The following is a 19,212-nucleotide window of genomic DNA, read 5'->3' on the forward strand; positions in this document are numbered from 1 at the left end:
AGCATATCGCGTGATGATCGTGCGTGGGAAGAAAAACGGAGCTGACAACACGAATCTCCCTCGGAGGGGAAGGGGGCCGGCAGACGCCGCGCCCTCGGTGCGATAGTCACGAAAAAAGCCGCCACGCGGATCACCGGGGCGGCCATTGAACTTCGATATCGAACGGGGCGAAACATCACAGGCTGGAGGTCTCGTCGTCGGTGTCATCTTCTCCGTTCGGACGACCGAGCCCGTACTTCTTCAAGCGGCGGTCCAGAGTCGTACGCTCGATCTGCAGAATTCGCGACGCCTTCGACTTGTTCCACTCCGTGACCTTGAGGACCGCTTCAATATACAGTCGGTCGATATCATCAAGGCTGATGTTCTGCTGCACCAGACTTCCCCACAGGTCGAGCAGCGGATCAATGGAGGTTTCGCCCATCATGTTCTGGGGTTCCGCAGCTGCCGGAGCCGCAGCAACTGGAGGGGCATGTTCCTGTTCCAGATTGAGCTTGGTCAGGACCACATCTTCCGGCCCGAGAATGTCGCCGTCGGCAAGAATCACCGCCCGCTCCACCACGTTCCGCAGCTCGCGCACGTTTCCGGGCCAGTCGTGGCGTTGCAGCTTCTGCAGAGCGGCCGCATTGAACCCGCGCACTTTCCGGTGCGCCTGTTCCGCGAATCGCTGGACGAAATGCTCCGCGATAGCCGGGACGTCCTCAGGATGCTCTCTCAGGGGAGGGACAACAATCTCGATCACCTGCAGACGGAAGAAGAGATCGCGGCGGAACTGTCGTTCACGCACGGCCTCCTCCAGATTCCGGTTGGTGGCGGTCACCACCCGGACATCAACGGAGATCGGTTCTCCTCCCCCCACCCGTTCAAACGGCTGACCTTCGAGAACCCGTAGAAACTTGGCTTGCACCTCAGGGCTCATTTCCCCGATCTCATCGAGGAAGATCGTCCCACCATGCGCCTGTTCAAACTTCCCGGCACGACGGGCTGAAGCCCCGGTGAAAGCACCTTTCTCATGGCCGAACAATTCGCTTTCCAGCAGACTGGCGGTCAGGGCGGCGCAGTTGACGCAGACGAACGGACCTTCCCGGCGCTGGCTGTTGAAATGCACGGCCCGTGCGACCAGTTCCTTGCCGACGCCGCTTTCACCGCGGATCAGCACGAGGGCATCGGTCGGGGCGACACGAGCAATCGCCCGCCGCACTTCTTCCAGATTTCTGCTGTTCCCCACGAGTTCCGTTTCCGCCTGCAACTGGACCTGCAGATCGGAGACATGTCGCCGCACCCGATCGAGACCTTCCTCGAGTTCGGCTCGTTCGCGCATCGCCTGCAGCTGGTCCCCCATCTGGTCCCCGACCGCAAGTACGAACTCCAGATCCGCCTGTGTCATGGTCGCATTGGGTGTCAGACCATACAGATGGATGACACCTAGAACGCGATTCGCATGCCGGATCGGGGCGCAAATAGCACACTCGGCCCGCAGCTCCTGCAGACTCTCATGAGCTGCCAGCGACTCATGCTGGGAAATATCATGGGCGAGAATCGCATCACGGTCATCAATGGCGACTCGGGTCAGAAACGTCGAGAAGTCCTCCAGCGACTTGTTGCCATGCACCGCTCCGACTTCCAAAGTGTTGACATTCGGCTCCGTCACGCCGTGAGGGACCAGGAAAATTCCACCGAGTGTGGCGGCGGTCCGAACACAGAGCGCCTCAAGGACCGTCTGGCACAACTGGGTTTCCGTGGATGTGGTCGCCATGGAGCGGGCGATGCGGAACAGAGCGGTCGCGCCGTCCTGTTGCCGCTGCGTCCGTTGCAGCCCCGAGGGCCCATCATATTGAGTGCCGGATTTTCGCTCGATGATGGCATAGCCTTCATCGACGTGACCGAGGGTGCTCGTTGCCGAGGGATTGTCGAGGATATCGATCGTCGTCGGTCCGCTCAGTTCGAGCGTATGTCCGCCGATACCAATGGTGTCCCCGAGAACGAGCGGATGGTCTCCCGGTTCCACCCGTTCGCCATTCAGGGTCACGCCGTTCCGGCTATCGAGGTCGCGCAGATGCCAGACCCCCTCAATCAGATGAAGTTCACAGTGATTGCGGCTGCATTTGGCGTCAGGCACGATGACATCATTCGCGGAAGCGCGTCCGATTGTTACCCGTGCGGTGGTGGCCAGGTCAATAACTTCCAGGCGGGCATCGCCGCGCTGCAGGACGAGATTGGTGGGGAGGTATTGGGAGTCGACTCGAGTCACTTCGTTAGGTGTCATGTAATTAAATTGCCTTCCGCATCGATTCAGGCGCCGGTCCGATGGCGCCAGACCAGATTGTTGCATCGCGTCGCCCCTCTGTTTCAAAGAAGGAGTCAGGCCCGCGCGTACGGGTCCCTCGAGCTCAAATCAACAATAATGGATCAGTCACGTGGGGGGTTAACATCCGGAGTTTTGTCGATTCTCAGACCGGAACGCGGTGTCAGGCTTTGCCCAATAAAGCCGACATTCGATTTCCGCAAACAAGCTGGTCGGAACTTTCAGCCCCGTCACAGAGGTGTTCCGAACTGTTGCAGCATCCCATAGCAGATGAGGTGCCATTCAGCAGATTCCCGCCGAAACTGCGGAAAACGATGCCTTTTTCTGCACCAGAACGCCGAAAAGGACGGCCTGTTTCGTTTCGATGCACCATTGTGAATCAAAACGAACCATTCAAAATCGATTCATCTTCACTGCTATGAGACAGCCGGTTTGCAACTGAGCAAGGTCTTTTTTTAGAAATTTGCATGATTTATGCGGTCAATCGGGTAGATGGCCTGCGCAAATTGGCCCCATTTGACAACTGGCACTCCCTTTGCTCTCATTCAGGCAGCCCTTTTATTGATTCCCTGCTTATCCCGTGTCTACTTCATCTGGGAACCTTGTTTATCTGACTTGCCGGCCGCATTTATTCGACCCGAGACACGGAGCCCGTCAGTAGAGGAGCTGACGGGTTTTTTCTTTTGCCCCTCGGCCCTGCTTAAGTCGTCTGCCACGACTTCTCTTCCTGCGGTTGGGGTCAAATTTGGGGTTCGCCCCACCGTCTTCTGGGAACGGGACTCCCACGGAGGACACCGCAATCTGAAACACCAGCCACAGATCAGTGCAAATTGAGTCCTGCAGATCGCCACAGCTCGGTGCCATTCTCGGTTTTGCCGCTGGATCAGACCGACACCGAACAGTGGGCGAACCCACGCGCACGATTTGGGCGTTCGAAGAATCGTCTCCCACTTCTCCTCACCAGACCTGCTGCGTCGCTACCCACTTCCTGCCCAAGGAAACTGACGGAGTCTGAATTCCCCGCCTGAATGAACCGAGGGTCGCACCTCGCGCTGAAGGTCAGCCAAAGCTTGAACCAGGACATGAACAAATTTCAGATGCCACACCACGGACTTCCGAATGTGCAACTGTTAGCGGTCACGACGGAAAGCGGACCCGGGAAAGCTCTGCCGCCCCAGCATCTGCGATCTTGGGGACGTCGCGCGCTCACCAAGCCGGAGCCGTCCCCTCCCTGCCCTCTGACGGGCGGGAAATCCGTAGGAGGTTTCGAACCCGGGAGACCGGGGTGGATCGCAGGCTGACTTTCTGCAGCGAGAGTTGGCACATTTCGAGAGGCCACTTGAATCGCTGCTTCGCTTCAGCGCGCAAGAAAAAAGATCGCGTCCGGACGTTTCCGAACGCGATCCTGGCATTGAGAGCGTTTGAGTTGCGGATTGCTCCGTGCTCGTCACCCACGGCCGGGCATGAAAGCAAGCGGGGTTTTCGGAGCAGGCTTGGGCAACCTGCTCAATACATCTGCACCTGTCCCTCGTAGGAGATCTCGTACTTCTTCATCTTCTTGTAGAGCGTGGTGCGGTTGATCCCGAGCAGTCGTGCTGTCTCCTGCCGATTCCAGCCGTTCTGTTCCAGAGCATCGATGATGATCTGTCGCTCCGGGTCGGCCAGAGCCGACTTCAGCCCGCTGCCGGTCGGCAGGCGGTTGAGCGAGAAGGAGCTGGTGCTTTCATCGCGACGCAGATGCTCCGGAAGGTCATTGACGGTGACAATGTCCGACTTCGTCAGCACGATGGCCCGTTCGACAACGTTCACCAGTTCACGAACATTTCCCGGCCAGTTGTACCGCTGCAGCAACTGCATGGCATGGTCATCAAAACCTTTGATTTTCTTGCCTGTCTGGCTGTTGAATTCAGCCAGGTAGTGGCTCACCAGCAGTGGGATGTCGCCGAGTCGCTCACGGAGCGGTGGCTGTGTGATCTGAATCACGTTGATCCGGTAGAACAGGTCCTGACGGAATTCACCGCTCCGGACACGTGCTTCCAGATTCTCGTTAGTGGCCAGAATCAGCCGCACGTCCACTTTATGCGTGGTGTTTCCGCCGACCGGTTCAAATTCACGGTCCTGCAGGACTCGCAGCAATTTCACCTGCAGGCTGGGACTGGCGGTGCCGATCTCGTCGAGGAAAATTGTCCCGCCGTTGGCCTGCAGAAACTTGCCGGGCTTATCCTGGGTGGCTCCGGTAAACGCTCCTTTGACGTGCCCGAACAATTCACTTTCGAGCAGCGTATCGGGTAATGCGCCACAGGCGACTTCCACGAAAGGCTTGTCCCGACGCGAACTCAGCTGGTGAATGGCGCGAGCCGTGATCGTTTTCCCGGTCCCGTTTTCGCCCAGAATCAGAATCGTGGTGCGGGTGTCGGCCACGCTCTCAATCAGATCGAACATCTTGGCCATCTTGTAGTCACGGCCAATGATGTTGGACAGGCCGAACTTCTCGTCCAACCGCTCCTTGAGCTGTTTGTTTTCTTCGACAATCTTGCGCTGCCCCAGTGCCCGCTGAATGGCGAAATTCAGTTCATCGTCGATGACCGGCTTCGTCAGATAGTCGAAAGCACCAATACGAATCGCCTCGACAGCACTTTCAATGGTGCCGTACCCGGTGAGCATGATCACCGCGGTATCGAGATTGTTGCTGGTGACCCATTCGAGCAGATGGAACCCATCCTGGTCGGGCAGGTTGACGTCACAGATCACCGCATGGAATTTGAATTCCTTAATGCGTTCAATCGCCTCGCGACAGGTCTGCGCCGTTTCTGTCCGATGTCCCAGACTCCGCAGGTAATCGGCCATCGCGTCGCAGATATGGCGGTCATCATCCACAACCAGCAGTGATCCCTGGTTGTTCATCGGACTTTTTTCTCTAGTCATGCGTCGACTTTCGCCACGGGGGACCCGGCAGTTCCTCGCGTGGAGGAACCTGAAAATAGGTGCAAAACGAACTCGACATCCCGGAGGTGCGGAGAGCATCCGCGCAGCCGCAACGCCGCGCTCCGGGGAGTGAGCGCGAGGCAGCTGTGCTCCGTTGAAAGCGACAACCCTGTTCAGAGGGAGCCGCGCGGGATCGAAGGCAATCTGAAACCGTTTGCCAGTTGTGATTTCCGGCTCCTGCCGTTGACCACACCGATCCCGCCTGTTGCCGGGAACCATGTTGCATTGAGGGTACGCAACCTTACGTCATGGATGCACAGGGGCAACATTTTTTAAACAGAAATGTGGTGTCCGGTCACCAGCGACGAATCCCGGAAGGAGAGGCAGGATCGCAGCGAAATGCTGCTTTCCGGTCCACCGCTCTCAACGAAATATTGTCAGATTCCTGTGCAGACCGTCCCGAACGATCCCCCTGGAGAGATTGAAAAGCGGACCTCACCGCGTACGATCTGACGTCTCCCCAGCCGGGGAGCGGTCGAAGCAGAGAACGTCCCCGCCGGACAGAAATGAGATCCTTGAAACAATGGGTCATGTCGATCAACAGGGCAGTGCTGTGAGCCATCCCCGTCCCACGGTCACCTGCCTTGATCGACTGACGGCCGATAATGCGGATCCGCGTGGTGAGATTCCCTTGTTTGCAGCCGGGTTGGAGTTTGCTCAGGAAACGGCTGGCCCCCTCACCCGCCTCTTCCTGCAGGCACTCCCTCCCGAATGGACGAGCGTTCCGCTGGTCATCGACTCGACTCTGGTCTGGCTCGGTCGCGGGTTCCGGCAGGGTTTATTGCACTGGTTTCATGAGCCTTTTCCCGGACGCACCGATGGCATCGCGGGCGCGACGAACTGTCGTCGCGAAGCAGAGCATCTGGCCTGTTGCTGGGGAGGAGAGGGGTTAACGTTTCTGTCTGGGGTCGCCGCCGAGTCGGAACTCTCTGACCGTCCCTGCAGTCTGACTGAGATCGCACAACGGCATGAGCGGCTGCAAACGCTGCTCAGGGAGGGGCGACTGCACGAACTGAAAGTTCCTGCCGCAACGCTTTACCAGTACGGTTGGGGAGCATTCCATCGTTTCCGCCCCGCGACCACCAGCGGATTTCAGTTCTGGATCAGAGCCACTCGACACGATCCCCGGCCGCTGGTCAACGGCATCCGGAATGCCACCAACCTGTAGGCTGCACGATGATCTTTCACTCCCAGTTCGAAACCATCGCTCTCGCGCCGGACGTTCCGCAATCGGAGTTGGCCGAAGAACGCAATCTGTTCCGCGCGAACCGGGAGGAAGCACTGCGACTGGGAGGTGCGGCCACCCGGGCATTCGTCGAACATCTTCCGCAGTCCTGGCAGGCCGACCCGCAACTGACCATCCGCTCGAAGCTCGCGTGGCTGCGGCCCGGCTGGTATCCGCTCCACCAGTTTCTCGGTTGGCATTGCGACCTGATGCCAGGTCGTCCGGATGGAACGGGCCCCGATTACCAGCACGCGGACGAAGGGGTCCGACGACGCGAGACGATCATCTGCGTCTTCGGCAATGTCTCATTGACGGAGTACATCACCGGGGAAGTGGAACTCCCCGATTATCCTTTGGGCCAGCCACAGCAGGTGCTCTACAATCTCGCGATTGAATACAAGATCGCCCACGGAACATTAACACGGCAACAGTTGCGGCCGGGCGAACTGGTGAAGATGGGTTTCGGCTCTTTCCATCGTGACGCCCCGGCGCATGCGGAAGGTTGGCGCTTGATGCTGCGTGCCGTCCGCCGGTGGTGGGATCAGGAACAGCCGGAGGATGGTTCCTGGATGTTGATGAACAATCATTACCGCCCCGAGTCCGCTCACGAAGTTCTGGCGTTTCAGCCTTATGCCCTGCCGACCGCCTACTGATGATCCGGCACAGGGGCCGGCGGAGTGGCGAGAGCTCCGGATTCTGCAGGATTCAGTCTGGCGAAGAGCCCCAGTGCCAGCATCAGGCTGGCGATCCCCCAGACGGCAATCAACCCGAAACAGTCTGCTGCCCGACCAACGATCGGCAACAGACAGGCGACAGTGACGGCGCGGCACACACTCTCCAGTGAGAGGACCGAGGCCCGTTGTGTTTTCTCCATGCGGGTATTGAGTGTGCTGACAAAAATCGGGCGGCGGATGTTCTGCAAAACTGTCAGCAGCACCAGTGCAATCAGTCCGGGCAACAGTCCCCAGGGCATGGCGAACGAACAGAGGGCCAGACTCAGAATCCCGATGATCCCCAGTCCGTAGATCCGGTTCAGTGCAGCGGGGGCATTGGGAAACCAGCGTTCGACAGCAGAGCTGACGCGCGCTCCCACGCCTCCACAGAGATCCCGCAGGAACTCGTTGGTGCCGACCCAGACCGCGCCCAGCCGTTCTGCTCCTGTCGCGCCGCTCGATGCGATGATCGGAATTCCCAGCGCGGCCAATCCCGCTTTCAGAAATGGCTGTGAAAAGTATTTCAGCACGATCTTCAGCTGACTTTCAAAGGCGACCGACTGCAGGAACAACGGCCAGAACTCCGGATGTTGCCACATCAACCGGGGCGACCAGCCGGGACTCGGCTGACGTTGCTGCGGAGAGTGCTGGCGCGCACGCCAGGCATCTCCCTCGAGTTCACGGGGATACGTGAGCATCAGCACACAGCCACAGAAGGCAGCGACCGCTGAAAGCGCAAACAGCAGCGAGTATTCCCGCGACCACGAGAGAATCAGTCCACCACTCAGTGCGGCTCCTGCTGATGTGTATTTCGAGACAGCCCGTGTCCGCCCAAGCAGCGAAGTCGCCCGCTGCGATTCCCCTCGGGAGTCGAGGTAATCGAGCATGATCGCCTTGTGACTTCCCGTCCGCAGCGCTTCTCCCAGGGCGAAAAGTGCCAGGCAAACGCTCAGCCAGGTCATCAACGGGATGGCAGGCATCGTCCCCGTCGCGGCAAAACCGGCGAACGAAAGACAGTAAAAAACAAAACAGAGACTCGTGGCGCGGCAACGGCCCCAGCCGTCCGCCAGAATGCCCGAGGGAAACTCCAGCAACACTGTCGCCAGATGCTGTAATCCCAGGAGAAGTCCAATCTTGGAATAGGACAGTTCCAGATCGAGAAAATAGAGGACCAGAAACGGGTCCGCGAACCGCAGGTTTTTGAAGATGGAATACAGATAGAATCGGAAGATCATGGTCAACTTTTATCCCGGAAGTTCGCAGGCTGCTTTCCATGCGACTGCAGGACCGCGGCGCCCCGTTCCCAGTTCTCTTTGTTGTTTTCTTCCGCGCGCTTCACGAGCATCAACGGCGAGACAGCACAACTCCGAGGGGCCGTCCACAATGAAATGCTCTCAGCGAAGTTTAACGTTCCTCACTGGGGCCGAGCACCGTCACATGCGGCCGTCCGGCAGAGTCAACTGACACGTCAGCCGCCACGCCGTAGACCTCGAGCAACGTTCGGACTGTCAACACCTCAGCGGGAGTGCCGGTCGCATAGACACTCCCCCGATGCAGAACGACCACCGAGTCCGCAAATCGCGCCGCCAGATTCAGATCGTGAAGCGAGAGGATTGTCGTGAGGCCACGTGAACGGGTGAGCTGGCAGAGTCGCTCACAAACTTCAAACTGATGACGCAGATCCAGATTCGATGTCGGCTCATCCAGCAGTAGGACGGAGGGCTCCCGGATCAGGGCCTGCGCGAGGGCCACAAGCTGACTCTGGCCCCCACTCAATTCGCCCATCCGTCGGCCAGCCACAGCGGTCAGTGAAAACTCATCCAGAAGTGTCTGCACGCGTGCGATCTCCCCGGCCGAAACCCGCCAGCTCAAGTCATGCAGCCGACCAAGCAGAACGGTTTCAAACACCGTCAGCCCACCGCGAGAAAGATCCGCCTGCGGCAGGTAGCTGAGGAGGCGGGCACGGTTTTCACGGCTGAGATTCGCGAGGTGCTGTCCGTTGAAGTTCACTGCGCCCGTCGGGGTCAGCAGTCCGCTCAGACATTTGAGCAGTGTTGACTTTCCCGCTGCATTCGGGCCGACGAGTGCGGTCATCCCGTGGGGCAGCGTCAGGTTGATCTGCCGGAGAACCGGTTGCACCCCATAGCTGAACGACATTTCCCGGGCTTGCAGTTTCATTCCCGCCCCTTCCGCTGCCAGAAGGCGAGTGCTGCGAAAACGGGAGCACCAATCCCGGCGGTCACGATACCAATCGGAAACACTGTCCCCGGAACAAGTGTCTTGCACAGAACTGCGGCCAGCGAGACGAGCAACGCCCCGATCCCCGTCGACAGGAACACAAAGTAGCGCTGGTCCTCGCCAACGAGAGTCCGCGCCACATGTGGAGCGACGAGACCGACAAAGCCGATCGACCCGGTAAAACAGACAGCGGTGGCGGTCAGTACCGAGACCAGCAACATTGTCCGGAAGCGGAGTTGGTCGACATCCACCCCCAGGCTCCGGGCGGACTCGTCACCCAGTTGCAGCGCCGTCAACTGCCAGATTCGCGGCCCGGTCAACGCCATCGTTCCACAGAGCACCACGGCGAGTATCGAGAGCTTGGGCCATGTGGCTCCCTGCAGACTGCCGAAGGTCCAGAACACGATGGCATTCAGTGCATCGTTGGTCGCCAGATACTGCAGTAGCGCCAACCCCGAGCTGAAGAGAAAATGCAGGGCGACCCCGCCGACCAGCAGCGTCGCAGCGGAGTCTCCTCTCCCTCGACAAAAGAGGAACAGGAGCAGAGAGCAGAGGACCGCCGCCGCAAATGCACCTCCCGAAATGGAGAGATCGGCAGCGATTCCCGACCTGCCGACTCCACAGACAATCACGAGCGCTGCTCCAAATGCAGCCGCGGCAGAGACACCGAGCGTGTAAGGGCTGGCCAACGGATTGTTCAGCACGGTCTGCATCTGGCATCCGGCGAACCCCAGCGCAGCTCCGACGGCAATCGCCAGCAACGCGGTCGGGAGTCGAAACGACCAGACGATCACCTGTCGGGATCGGTCGACAGCATCGGGATGCAGAATCGCGGAGATGATTTCACGGGGAGTCAGGCCCGCCGGACCTGTCATCAGATCCGTCACGAACGCCACGAGCACCAGCAGGAGTACTGCGGCAACCGCAAGCAGTTTGCGAAATTCTCGTCGCTGGTAGTCCGCCCCAGCATCACGGGTGGAAGCCTGCAGCATCAGGGGGCTTTCAGTTCGACCATCCATTGGCCGCTGAAGGGGATCGGCATAAAGCGTTCATGAAACTCCTGCAGGCTTCGTTGGGGGTTGATCCCCGGAAATGCAGCGGGATAAAGCCACTGTGCCAACTGCTGCACAGCGACAAAGCTCATGATATGGCTCCCCAGCCGGGTGTTCAAACCGTAGAGTCGCCCGGTCTGCACCGCCCGCAGGTCGGACCATCCGGGGCGGTCTGCAAACCGGCTCAGTCTATGAACGGCGGTCGTGCGATCGGCGCCGTACCCCAGATGCAGGCTTTCAGGAATTGCGGTCCAGCAGGCACCGGTGATGACAATCACCTCCGGGTCACGGGTCAGCAGATATTCCGGCTGAATGACTCCCATTCCAAATGGTCCGGAAACGTTCTCTCCAATGTTGTCGCAGCGCAGCTGATGCAGCAGACTCCCCCAATGCACCCGCTGCTGCTGTTGATTGCTGCCGAAGGTGTTGCCGTACTTCTCCGCTCCAAAGTTTCCGGCCTCCACATAGATTGAGCACACGGGCCCCGTGAGTTGCTGCATCGGCTCCAGGACGGTCGCCAGTTCGCGGTTGACCCAGTCGACGATCTCCCGGGCCCTCTCTAACCTGTGAAAAACTTCCCCCAGCAACAACAGACTGGCTTGAGGATCGCGCAGCGGGTCATCCGAACTGAGATAGACGATCGGCACACCGGCCCGTTCCAGTTGCTCGAGCGCTTGAGTCTGCCCCAGCATATAAGTCCCACCGATAATCAGATCCGGCTGCAGGGCGAGGATTGCCTCCGCACTGACACCATTCCGCAGCGAGTCTCCCAGCAGGGGGATCTCTTTCAGCCGGGGAAACCGCTCTGTGAATCGTTCATACGCGTCCCGGTCGTTGGACTGCAGCGAGGAGTCCCAACCGACCAGCCTGTCAGCAGTCTCATCTCCCAGCAATGCTGAGAGGTCATAGAGCCCCATCCCCCGCATAAGCACCACACGGTGCACCTCCTGCGGCACATTGACCTGACGGCCCGCCAGATCTGTCACCTGCCTGGAGTTCCCATCGGACAGGTGCTTGCCACGGACGGTTCCAGACGGCTGGGAACCGTCAACCACAGCCGTGTTCAGTTCCGGCGAAACGTTGTTGTCGTCGCTTCGTAAATGGGTACGGAGCGAAAGGCCGCCGAGGAGAACCAGCCCCGCAACGGCCCACAGCAGACTGAACGTGATCAGCGATTTGCGTTGCAAGCCACACCGGTGAACAACAGGCAGGAAAGAACTGCGGGAGCGATGCTGAGAGTTGAGGGACTGGCGCTCCGGAACTCTTAGAACTCACCCAGCACGTCGTTGTCTTCTTTTCCGATCAAGCCGCGAAAGGTCCGCTTATCCAGATTTTCGCTGAGAAAGCAGACAGCGCCGTCTCCGAGCAGAACCTGCATTCCACCGGTATGGAACGAATAGGCGCCTCCCCAGTCGTTCGAGCAGTTGACCACGCAAGGCCCTGAGCCGTAGGTCGTGCCTTCGGAATTCCAGGCGCGAATCCGGTCGTTCTGCGTTGAGGCCCACCACCCGTTAAAGTGTTTTTCGACGACCGCCGGATACGTCGATGCGGAAGGATCTTTGGTGATGTTCCCCCGTTTCTTCAGGTCCGGGAAGCCTGCCCGCTCCAGGATCAGCATGGTATTGGAGAGTCCATCGGTAATATCCCGAATGCGGCCTCCCCCCCGTTTTGTATCCAGTGTCCCGGCAGCAGTGGCGTAGCAGAATGCCCCGAACACTTCGGAAGGAGTGAAACCGGAATCCTGAAAGCTCCGCGGAATGAAGTAATCGGAAGCTCCGGCGGTAAAGTTTGGATTGACTGTCGCCGAAGCGATCGGATCCTGGACTTCGATGATCCCCTGAATCGGACCGCTGCGGGGAGTCGTCGGGCAGATGTAAACTGGCAGGGTCATGGAGACGACAGGCTGATTCGCGATGTCGGAAACGCCATTGGGGGCGTTCTGATCAAACTTGTTGAAAATCGGCGCCTGATCCAGCTGCGGCAAAATTGAGATTCCCCAGCTCATGTCCCAGTGGGTCGGTGTGCGCGCGGCGAATGTGATTCCGATATCGGGAACAGGAAACATCCCATAAGTGTCAGCATAGTTGTGCATGGCTAAACCGAGCTGCTTGAGGTTGTTTTTACACTGGCTTCGTCGGGCAGCCTCCCGCGCCTGTTGAACGGCCGGCAGCAGCAAAGCAATTAACACGGCAATAATGGCAATCACGACCAGCAGTTCGATGAGCGTAAAGCCCGACAGACGGCGATGCATGGGAGATGTCTTGCGAGAAGTCCGGTGAAGCACAATGCAACTGACCTCTGCGGGAGCCTGGCAGCCTGAAGAAGGAGCTGGGGGCGGAGTCATTGCAAGCAGAGCCCATTTTAGCCCGCTCGCTGGGACATTGCTATGATTTCATCCGGCGCCGAACGGGCTGAACACGATCAGAAATGTCACAGTCTGAATCGCCCGGAGCAATTTCAAGTGAACTTCTTTGCCCGAGCGTTAGAAACGCAACCTGAACGATCTTTCTTTTCACGATTCAGAGAACCACTGCGAAGCGATCTCCACCATTTCGCCTTGGCGTATCCCGTATTCGCCTCGCAGAACTGTGCGCTGAAGCAATGGAGAAGCGTTCTACACAGGCACCGCAGGCCCGTCACTCTAGCGGTCATTCCGCTGCGGGTTGTCTGGTTCGCGTTTCGGAGTCGGGGACTGCTCGACTTGCCCGGCGCTGGCGGGGTTGCCCCCGTGTGGCGCAACGCTACGACAAATCTGACGGACCAGATCCAGATCCAATCGCTTCCCCGATTGGTCTGGACCGACACGGAAGTGAATGTGGCCAGCTCCGGTTTTCTGTGCCAGCTCCCAAGTCAGGCAGGCGTCCGAGGGGTTGATCTGCAGAATTGCGTCGAGATCCGGACGGTCGGTGCTCTCCGTCCATTCGTAAGAAGTTCCTTTCTTCAAGGCCAAACAAACAGACAGACAGCCAGAGGATCTCCTCGCTAGACATCGTCCAGCGGAAGTCCTGAGTGGTCAGCGGTCCCCATGCTCTTTTCAGAGCGGGTAAGCTGGCAAAGCGAAGACGCTGGGGATGAACACGAGCCATGGATCCAGGATCTCATCCGTCTCGCTCGTTGAGTCGCTGGCGTTGATCACTTCGTCGATCTCTTTGCCAGTGAACCGGGTCAGATTGCCAACGGCCGCGCGCCTGACAAGATCGGGAGGAAGTCGAATCACAATCGGGCCCGCTGGATGAATGCCCCAATCCTGTGGAATTTCCCTACTGGAGAGTGGACGATCAGGCGTAGGCCTGGAGACGGCTGCCGGATCTTTCCAGATCGAATACTTCCACACCAGATGAGACCGAAAACGGACTCCGAGAAAAAGCAGGACGACGAACGCCAACGCTGATAGAAGCAGGCCCCATCCGCCCAAATTGCGACTCGAAGTCTGCATGTGAGCGCTCCGGATTCGAGGTGATTTCAGAACGATCCACTCAAGGGACGTAAGGCCAGTAGGTCAACTGATTCTTGTGATGGGCAACAAAGCGGACTGCCCCATCTTGAGAGACAACCAGCGCGATGACATCCTGTACGCCGCTCACCAGTCGATACGCAGCGCGGTGACGCGTTCCCGAGGTATCCGCCCGCTCTGTAATAGTCTGGTTCGCCTCTAGATCCAACGCCCGTTGAATCACAGAGACATGAGAGTTCCCGAGGATTTCCGCACCGAAGCCGATCACCCGAAATTCACGATCCATGACCAGGGCCCCATCGACACTCATGAAGTCGGCGAGCAGATGGGCGAACTCGACCAGGGCATCATCGAGATCCTGCAAGGCATGATCGAACATCTGCTGGTAATCCCGCCAGGTGACGAGCGCCATTCCCGTGTCCCGCCCGATTTCCAGCAATCGCTTCATGAGCCGCTGGATCAGATCGCGGTAGCGCCAGGTTCCCGGCCCCTGCTGAAACAGAATCCGGAAACGGAACCAGTGGGAGATCATCTCTTCCATTCCCTGATCGCCGATGTAGACCAGAATGCCCCCATGCCCCCGCGTGCGGACCAGACCAATCACCCGGCGAATCACACTCTGTGCTGCACTTCGAAGAAAGGAATCGCAGATGCGTGTCGAAGTATCGCCTTGACCGGAAGCGGGCAGGGAGTTGAGCATCGATGTCCGGAACGAACGAAACCGCTCCGGCAGCCACTGACTGTAAAAGGGGTCGAATCCATCGGTCAGCAGAATTCCCCCGGAGGTTTCCAGGACCCGCTGGTCCCCGCTGGCAATCACCAGATGTCCGGGGTTCCGAATCTGAACAACGAGATTGTCCGGCAGCGGCGATTCATGCATTCGCCCTCCATCCACGCGATTGACCCAGCGCGTGCCGGTGTTGATCACCCCCCAGATCCGGGGGAGGCCATCGTTATCCCATTCCACCGCCAGCAGTGATCGGTAGAAACCGGCAGCGGAGGCCAGCTTCCGGATCTCATGGGCCGTGGCAACCGGTTTCTCGCGAAAGACCAGCGTCGATAATGGTTGCGGCCCGCCGGGAGAATGAAAGTCGGCATAACTGGCCACCGCGATGCGGCAGCGGACATTTTCCCCTTCCTCTTTCAGCAGGCTGGCCTGATAGGCGGCGTCAAAAAGCTGTCCCAATTCCACTTCCGGCGGCAGCAGGGAGAGGTCATGGCCGGCGGACTGCCACTGGACGCGGACGCCCCGGGAAAGTTCATCCGGATAAATTGAGCGGGAAGGGGACAACTGCTGCGGGCTCCTGTGAACATGGACGAGCCACGAGCATAATGCAGCCCCCGCGATCCCGCACGGCACCGCGCCAAAAAACAGGGATCCACGGTGTTGATCAACGGTTGTTGATCGTCCTCACCTGGATCCCTTGGGAACGGTGGTCGAACCGGGACCGCATCACATCGTCTTGCCCAGACCGACGGCGACTTTCCGGCTCAACTGCATCGCCTGCTCGAACGCTTCCGGAGAGAGCGATTGCGCCCCGTCGCTCATGGCCTTGCGCGGATCAGGATGCACTTCGATGATCAACCCGTCGGTCCCAGCAGCCACCGCCGCCGCGCACATCGGCGCGACCAGCGAGGCGATTCCGGTTCCGTGACTGGGATCGATCACGATCGGCAGGTGAGTCCGTTCGCGCAGGTAGGGAATGCTCGCCAGCGGCAGCGTGAATCGCGTGTGGGTTTCGAAAGTGCGGATTCCCCGTTCACAGAGAATCACTTCCTGATTTCCCTGATCGAGAATGTATTCGGCCGCCAGCAGGAATTCTTCCATCGTCGCCGAGGGGCCGCGTTTCAGCAGCACCGGCTTGCGGACTTCACCGACCGCCTGCAGCAGATGGTAATTCTGCATGTTGCGGGCACCGATCTGCAGCACGTCCGCATAGTTGGCGACCAGCTCGACATGGTGAGGGGTCATGACTTCGGTGACGACCGCCAGTCCGGTTTCAGCGCGAGCCGCAGCCAGCAGCTTCAAGCCTTCTTCCTTCAATCCCTGGAAAGCGTACGGGCTGGTGCGGGGTTTGAATGCTCCGCCCCGCAGCCCCTTGGCACCGGCGGCCTTCACCTGCCGGGCCGATTCCATGATCTGAGCTTCGCTTTCGACCGAACAGGGACCAGCGATGACACCGACATTGCCGCCGCCGAGCACCAGATCCAGCACCTTGACGACCGTCGGTTCCGGCTTGGTCTCGACGCTGGCGACCTTGTACGGGGCGAGAATCGGGACCACTTTCTCGACGTCTTCGTACGATTCGAGCGTCTCGCGCTCGTTATTTCGCTTATCGCCGACAGCGGCGATGACGGTCCGCTCGGTCCCGTAGATCACATGGGCCTTCAGTCCCATCTGCTCCACACGTTCCACCATCTGCCGGACAACCTGTTCCGACGCTCCCCGTTTCAGGACGACAATCATGACGCTCTCCGCAATCGAATAATGGCTGCTGTTCGTTAGAGTCCAGAGACCGGCTGCGGCAGGTCACCCCGTCCGGAGTTTCGGACAGGGAACGTTGCCAAATGAAAACAGCCCTGAAATCCACGGGGATTTCAGGGCCGGCGAATGTCATTATCGGGGAATGAACGTTCTACCTCGCCCGGAAATCCCGGCTGGTAAACCAATAGAAAAACCAATAACGACCCGATCCCGCCGTTTCGGCGGTCGCGAGATCCAATTGGATTTTCGAGCAATTCATTCCTGATCCAGTCAGTCAACTCGCCCGATGCTAAATCGCCTCCTGTCAGGCGTCAAGACAAAGGGGGCGAGCTGCCGTACCGAATCAGCAAGATTTCCTGGTTCACGCCGGTCCTGAAGGCGGTCGGGGGCTCCGGCTGTGAAAACGAAAGAAGTAGCGTACGCTACAGCCAGGCTTCAATCGGATCCTGGGATCATTTACGATAGCGCGCCATGCCCCTGACCTCGCAATCTGCCACCGATCCGGCGAACGAACATTCCAGCCTGTCTCCGCTGTCGATTCACGATATGACCGTGGCGTACCAGCGGCGGCCGGTGATCTGGGATGTGGACTATGAAACTCCGGCCGGAAAGCTGGTTGCGGTGATCGGTCCGAACGGAGCCGGCAAAAGTACGCTGATCAAGGCGACACTGAACCTTGTGCCGAAAGCATCGGGATCGGTGCAGTTCTTCGGTCAGAACTACGAAAAAGTACGAGACCGCGTGGCCTATGTCCCCCAGCGCACAAGTGTCGACTGGGATTTTCCGGTCAATGCGTTGGATGTCGCCGCGATGGGACTGTATCGCCAGATCGGCTGGTTTCGTCCCGTCACCCGGGCGTATCGCGAACAGGCCTTGCAGGCGCTCCAGCGGGTCGGCATGGCGGACTATGCCCATCGCCAGATCCGCCAGCTCTCCGGAGGCCAGCAGCAGAGAATTTTTCTCGCGCGGGCCCTGGCGCAGAACGCCGACCTTTACCTGATGGATGAGCCTTTTGCAGGGGTCGATGCCGCGACCGAACGGGCGATTGTCTCCATCCTGCAGGAACTCCGATCACAGGGAAAAACAGCGCTGGTCGTGCACCACGACCTGCAGACTGTGGCTGAATATTTTGATGATGTGCTGCTGCTGAATATGCGGCTGGTCGCCTCCGGGTCCGTGAAGACAGCGTTTACCGCCGAAAACCTGCGGCGGACCTACGGGGGAAAACTGTCGCTGCTGGATCAGGTCGGCTCGCGGATCGCAGGTCAATGAAGCCGACTTCGCCATCGTCGATCAGAAGCGTCGTCACTGTCTTCGGCAGTTGCATCATCCTCGCACTGCTGGTGCTGGTGTTCGACCTGCGAGCCACTCCCCACTGGGAGCAGTTGCTCCGGATCGTCCGCTTTCAGGATTACAACACGAGCGTGGTTCTCGTAGGGACCACTCTGCTGGGCATCTGTGGTGGGCTCGTCGGGGTATTCATGCTGCTGCGCAAGCGTTCCCTCATCGGCGATGTCGTGGGACATTCCGCCCTGCCGGGAATCGCCATTGCCTTTATCATCTCCCAGGTACAGGCCCCCGGCTCCGCCAAGAATTCCCCGTTGCTGATCGCCGGCGCCTTTCTCGCGGGGCTGGTCGGCGCCCTGTGCGTGATGGCCATTGACCGCTTTTCACGCATCAAGTCCGATGCCGCCCTCGCGATTGTCCTCAGCCTGTTTTATGGCCTCGGAGCGGCGTTGCTGACCATTGTTCAACAACTCCCCACCGCGAGTGCTGCAGGGCTCCAGGACTACCTGAACGGGAAAACCGCATCACTGGTGGCGGCGGATGTCTGGGTCTTCGCCGGCGTGGCCGCGGGGCTGTCGCTGATCACGCTCATGCTCTTCAAAGAGCTCGCACTCCTCTGCTTCGACAGCGACTACGCTTCCGCGTCCGGCTGGCCTGTCTTCTGGCTCGACTCCTTGCTGACGGGATTGGTCGTCGGCGTCACGATCGTCGGCATGCAGACGGTCGGCCTGATTCTGGTGGTGGCCATTCTGATCATTCCCGCTGCCTCCGCGCGATTCTGGACCGATGATCTCTATCGACTCACGCTGATTGCAGCGGTTCTCGGAGCACTCGCCGCATTGATCGGCAGCCTGCTCAGCGCCCTGTATCCGCGGATCGCGGCCGGGGCGGTGATCGTCCTCAGCGGGAGCGGACTGTTTCTTGTCAGTCTGTTGTTCGGCGAGAAGCGGGGCCTCATCTGGAGGTGGCTGGAACAGCGGCGGCTGCAACGACGGGTGGGTCGTCATGACCTGCTCCGGGCGATCTATGAATCGATCGAAGCGAGCGGCCCGGACGACGATATTTCCGAAGCCCGGCTGATGCAGGCCCGCATCACCCGCTCCGAACTGCTCCCGTTGAGAAGCTGGAGTCCTGCCCGTCTGCAACGTCTGCTGACACAGGCCCTGCACGATGACCTGATTGAAATTCATCCCGATGCGTCATACAGCCCGACTGCCGATGGGGCTGCGCTCGCCCGACGAGCGGTGCGAAACCATCGCCTGTGGGAAATCTATCTGATGACCTACGCCGATGTGGCTCCCAGCCATGTCGACACCGACGCGGACCGGATCGAGCATGTTCTCGGCCATGACCTGGTCCGAGAATTGGAACGGCGTCTCAGCGGCACCGCAAATCAGAGCATGCCCGCCAGCCCCCACACACTCCCCGGGACGCCGAACGCATCCTGAACGGGAAGACTTCGGAACGCCCC

The 19,212-nt window shown here is 59.3% G+C and carries 14 protein-coding genes; 4 read left to right on the forward strand and 10 right to left on the reverse strand.

Going from position 1 to position 19,212, the window contains the following annotated elements; genetic code table 11:
- Window positions 1–175: 175 nt before the first annotated feature.
- Both SH664x_RS12115 and SH664x_RS12120 read right to left on the reverse strand, forming a co-directional pair.
- The gene (locus SH664x_RS12115) at window positions 176–2,263 is read right to left on the reverse strand and encodes a sigma 54-interacting transcriptional regulator (protein ID WP_437201246.1); all 2,088 of its coding nucleotides are present in this window, start codon (window positions 2,261–2,263) and stop codon (window positions 176–178) included.
- 1,545 nt (window positions 2,264–3,808) lie between these two features.
- On the reverse strand, window positions 3,809–5,206 hold the full coding sequence (locus tag SH664x_RS12120) for a sigma-54-dependent transcriptional regulator (RefSeq protein WP_437201248.1): 1,398 nt from the start codon (window positions 5,204–5,206) through the stop codon (window positions 3,809–3,811).
- A 604-nt stretch (window positions 5,207–5,810) separates the two neighbouring features.
- On the opposite strand from SH664x_RS12120, the gene SH664x_RS12125 reads away from it, so the two are divergent.
- On the forward strand, window positions 5,811–6,455 hold the full coding sequence (locus SH664x_RS12125) for a hypothetical protein (protein ID WP_437201250.1): 645 nt from the start codon (window positions 5,811–5,813) through the stop codon (window positions 6,453–6,455).
- A gap of 8 nt (window positions 6,456–6,463) precedes the next feature.
- On the forward strand, window positions 6,464–7,165 hold the full coding sequence (locus SH664x_RS12130; protein ID WP_437201252.1) for a hypothetical protein: 702 nt from the start codon (window positions 6,464–6,466) through the stop codon (window positions 7,163–7,165).
- Here SH664x_RS12130 and SH664x_RS12135 read toward each other — a convergent pair.
- From SH664x_RS12135 to aroF, 8 genes are all read right to left on the reverse strand, one after another.
- Complete coding sequence (locus SH664x_RS12135; protein ID WP_437201254.1) at window positions 7,159–8,460, reverse strand: MFS transporter; 1,302 nt, start codon at window positions 8,458–8,460, stop codon at window positions 7,159–7,161. The two genes, SH664x_RS12130 and SH664x_RS12135, sit on opposite strands and share 7 nt — an antisense overlap.
- Before the next feature lie 169 nt (window positions 8,461–8,629).
- Window positions 8,630–9,403 (reverse strand): ABC transporter ATP-binding protein, encoded by a 774-nt coding sequence (locus SH664x_RS12140; RefSeq protein WP_437201256.1) that lies wholly within the window; start codon window positions 9,401–9,403, stop codon window positions 8,630–8,632.
- The gene (locus tag SH664x_RS12145; RefSeq protein ID WP_437201257.1) at window positions 9,400–10,455 is read right to left on the reverse strand and encodes a FecCD family ABC transporter permease; all 1,056 of its coding nucleotides are present in this window, start codon (window positions 10,453–10,455) and stop codon (window positions 9,400–9,402) included. Before SH664x_RS12145 ends, SH664x_RS12140 begins: the two co-directional genes overlap by 4 nt.
- On the reverse strand, window positions 10,455–11,702 hold the full coding sequence (locus SH664x_RS12150; RefSeq protein WP_437201258.1) for an ABC transporter substrate-binding protein: 1,248 nt from the start codon (window positions 11,700–11,702) through the stop codon (window positions 10,455–10,457). The genes SH664x_RS12145 and SH664x_RS12150 overlap by 1 nt, the downstream gene beginning before the upstream one ends.
- A gap of 77 nt (window positions 11,703–11,779) precedes the next feature.
- Entirely contained in the window at window positions 11,780–12,766 is a 987-nt protein-coding gene (locus tag SH664x_RS12155; RefSeq protein ID WP_437201260.1) for a DUF1559 family PulG-like putative transporter, read from the reverse strand.
- 783 nt (window positions 12,767–13,549) lie between these two features.
- Complete coding sequence (locus SH664x_RS12160) at window positions 13,550–13,951, reverse strand: hypothetical protein (protein WP_437201262.1); 402 nt, start codon at window positions 13,949–13,951, stop codon at window positions 13,550–13,552.
- A 40-nt stretch (window positions 13,952–13,991) separates the two neighbouring features.
- Window positions 13,992–15,260 (reverse strand): putative sensor domain DACNV-containing protein, encoded by a 1,269-nt coding sequence (locus SH664x_RS12165; RefSeq protein WP_437201264.1) that lies wholly within the window; start codon window positions 15,258–15,260, stop codon window positions 13,992–13,994.
- Between the two features lie 162 nt (window positions 15,261–15,422).
- A complete protein-coding gene (gene aroF / locus SH664x_RS12170) occupies window positions 15,423–16,436 on the reverse strand; it encodes a 3-deoxy-7-phosphoheptulonate synthase (RefSeq protein ID WP_437201265.1) in 1,014 nt (337 codons plus the stop codon).
- Between the two features lie 489 nt (window positions 16,437–16,925).
- Between aroF and SH664x_RS12175 the strand changes: the two genes are divergently transcribed.
- Both SH664x_RS12175 and SH664x_RS12180 read left to right on the forward strand, forming a co-directional pair.
- Window positions 16,926–17,726: a metal ABC transporter ATP-binding protein gene (locus SH664x_RS12175; RefSeq protein WP_437201267.1), complete on the forward strand. Its 801-nt coding sequence runs from the start codon at window positions 16,926–16,928 to the stop codon at window positions 17,724–17,726.
- Window positions 17,723–19,189, forward strand: coding sequence for a metal ABC transporter permease (locus tag SH664x_RS12180; protein WP_437201269.1), 1,467 nt, complete (start codon window positions 17,723–17,725; stop codon window positions 19,187–19,189). The genes SH664x_RS12175 and SH664x_RS12180 overlap by 4 nt, the downstream gene beginning before the upstream one ends.
- Window positions 19,190–19,212 lie beyond the last annotated feature (23 nt).

The sequence above is a fragment of the Planctomicrobium aquicomposti genome (assembly GCF_051466325.1).
Lineage (GTDB): Bacteria > Planctomycetota > Planctomycetia > Planctomycetales > Planctomycetaceae > Planctomicrobium.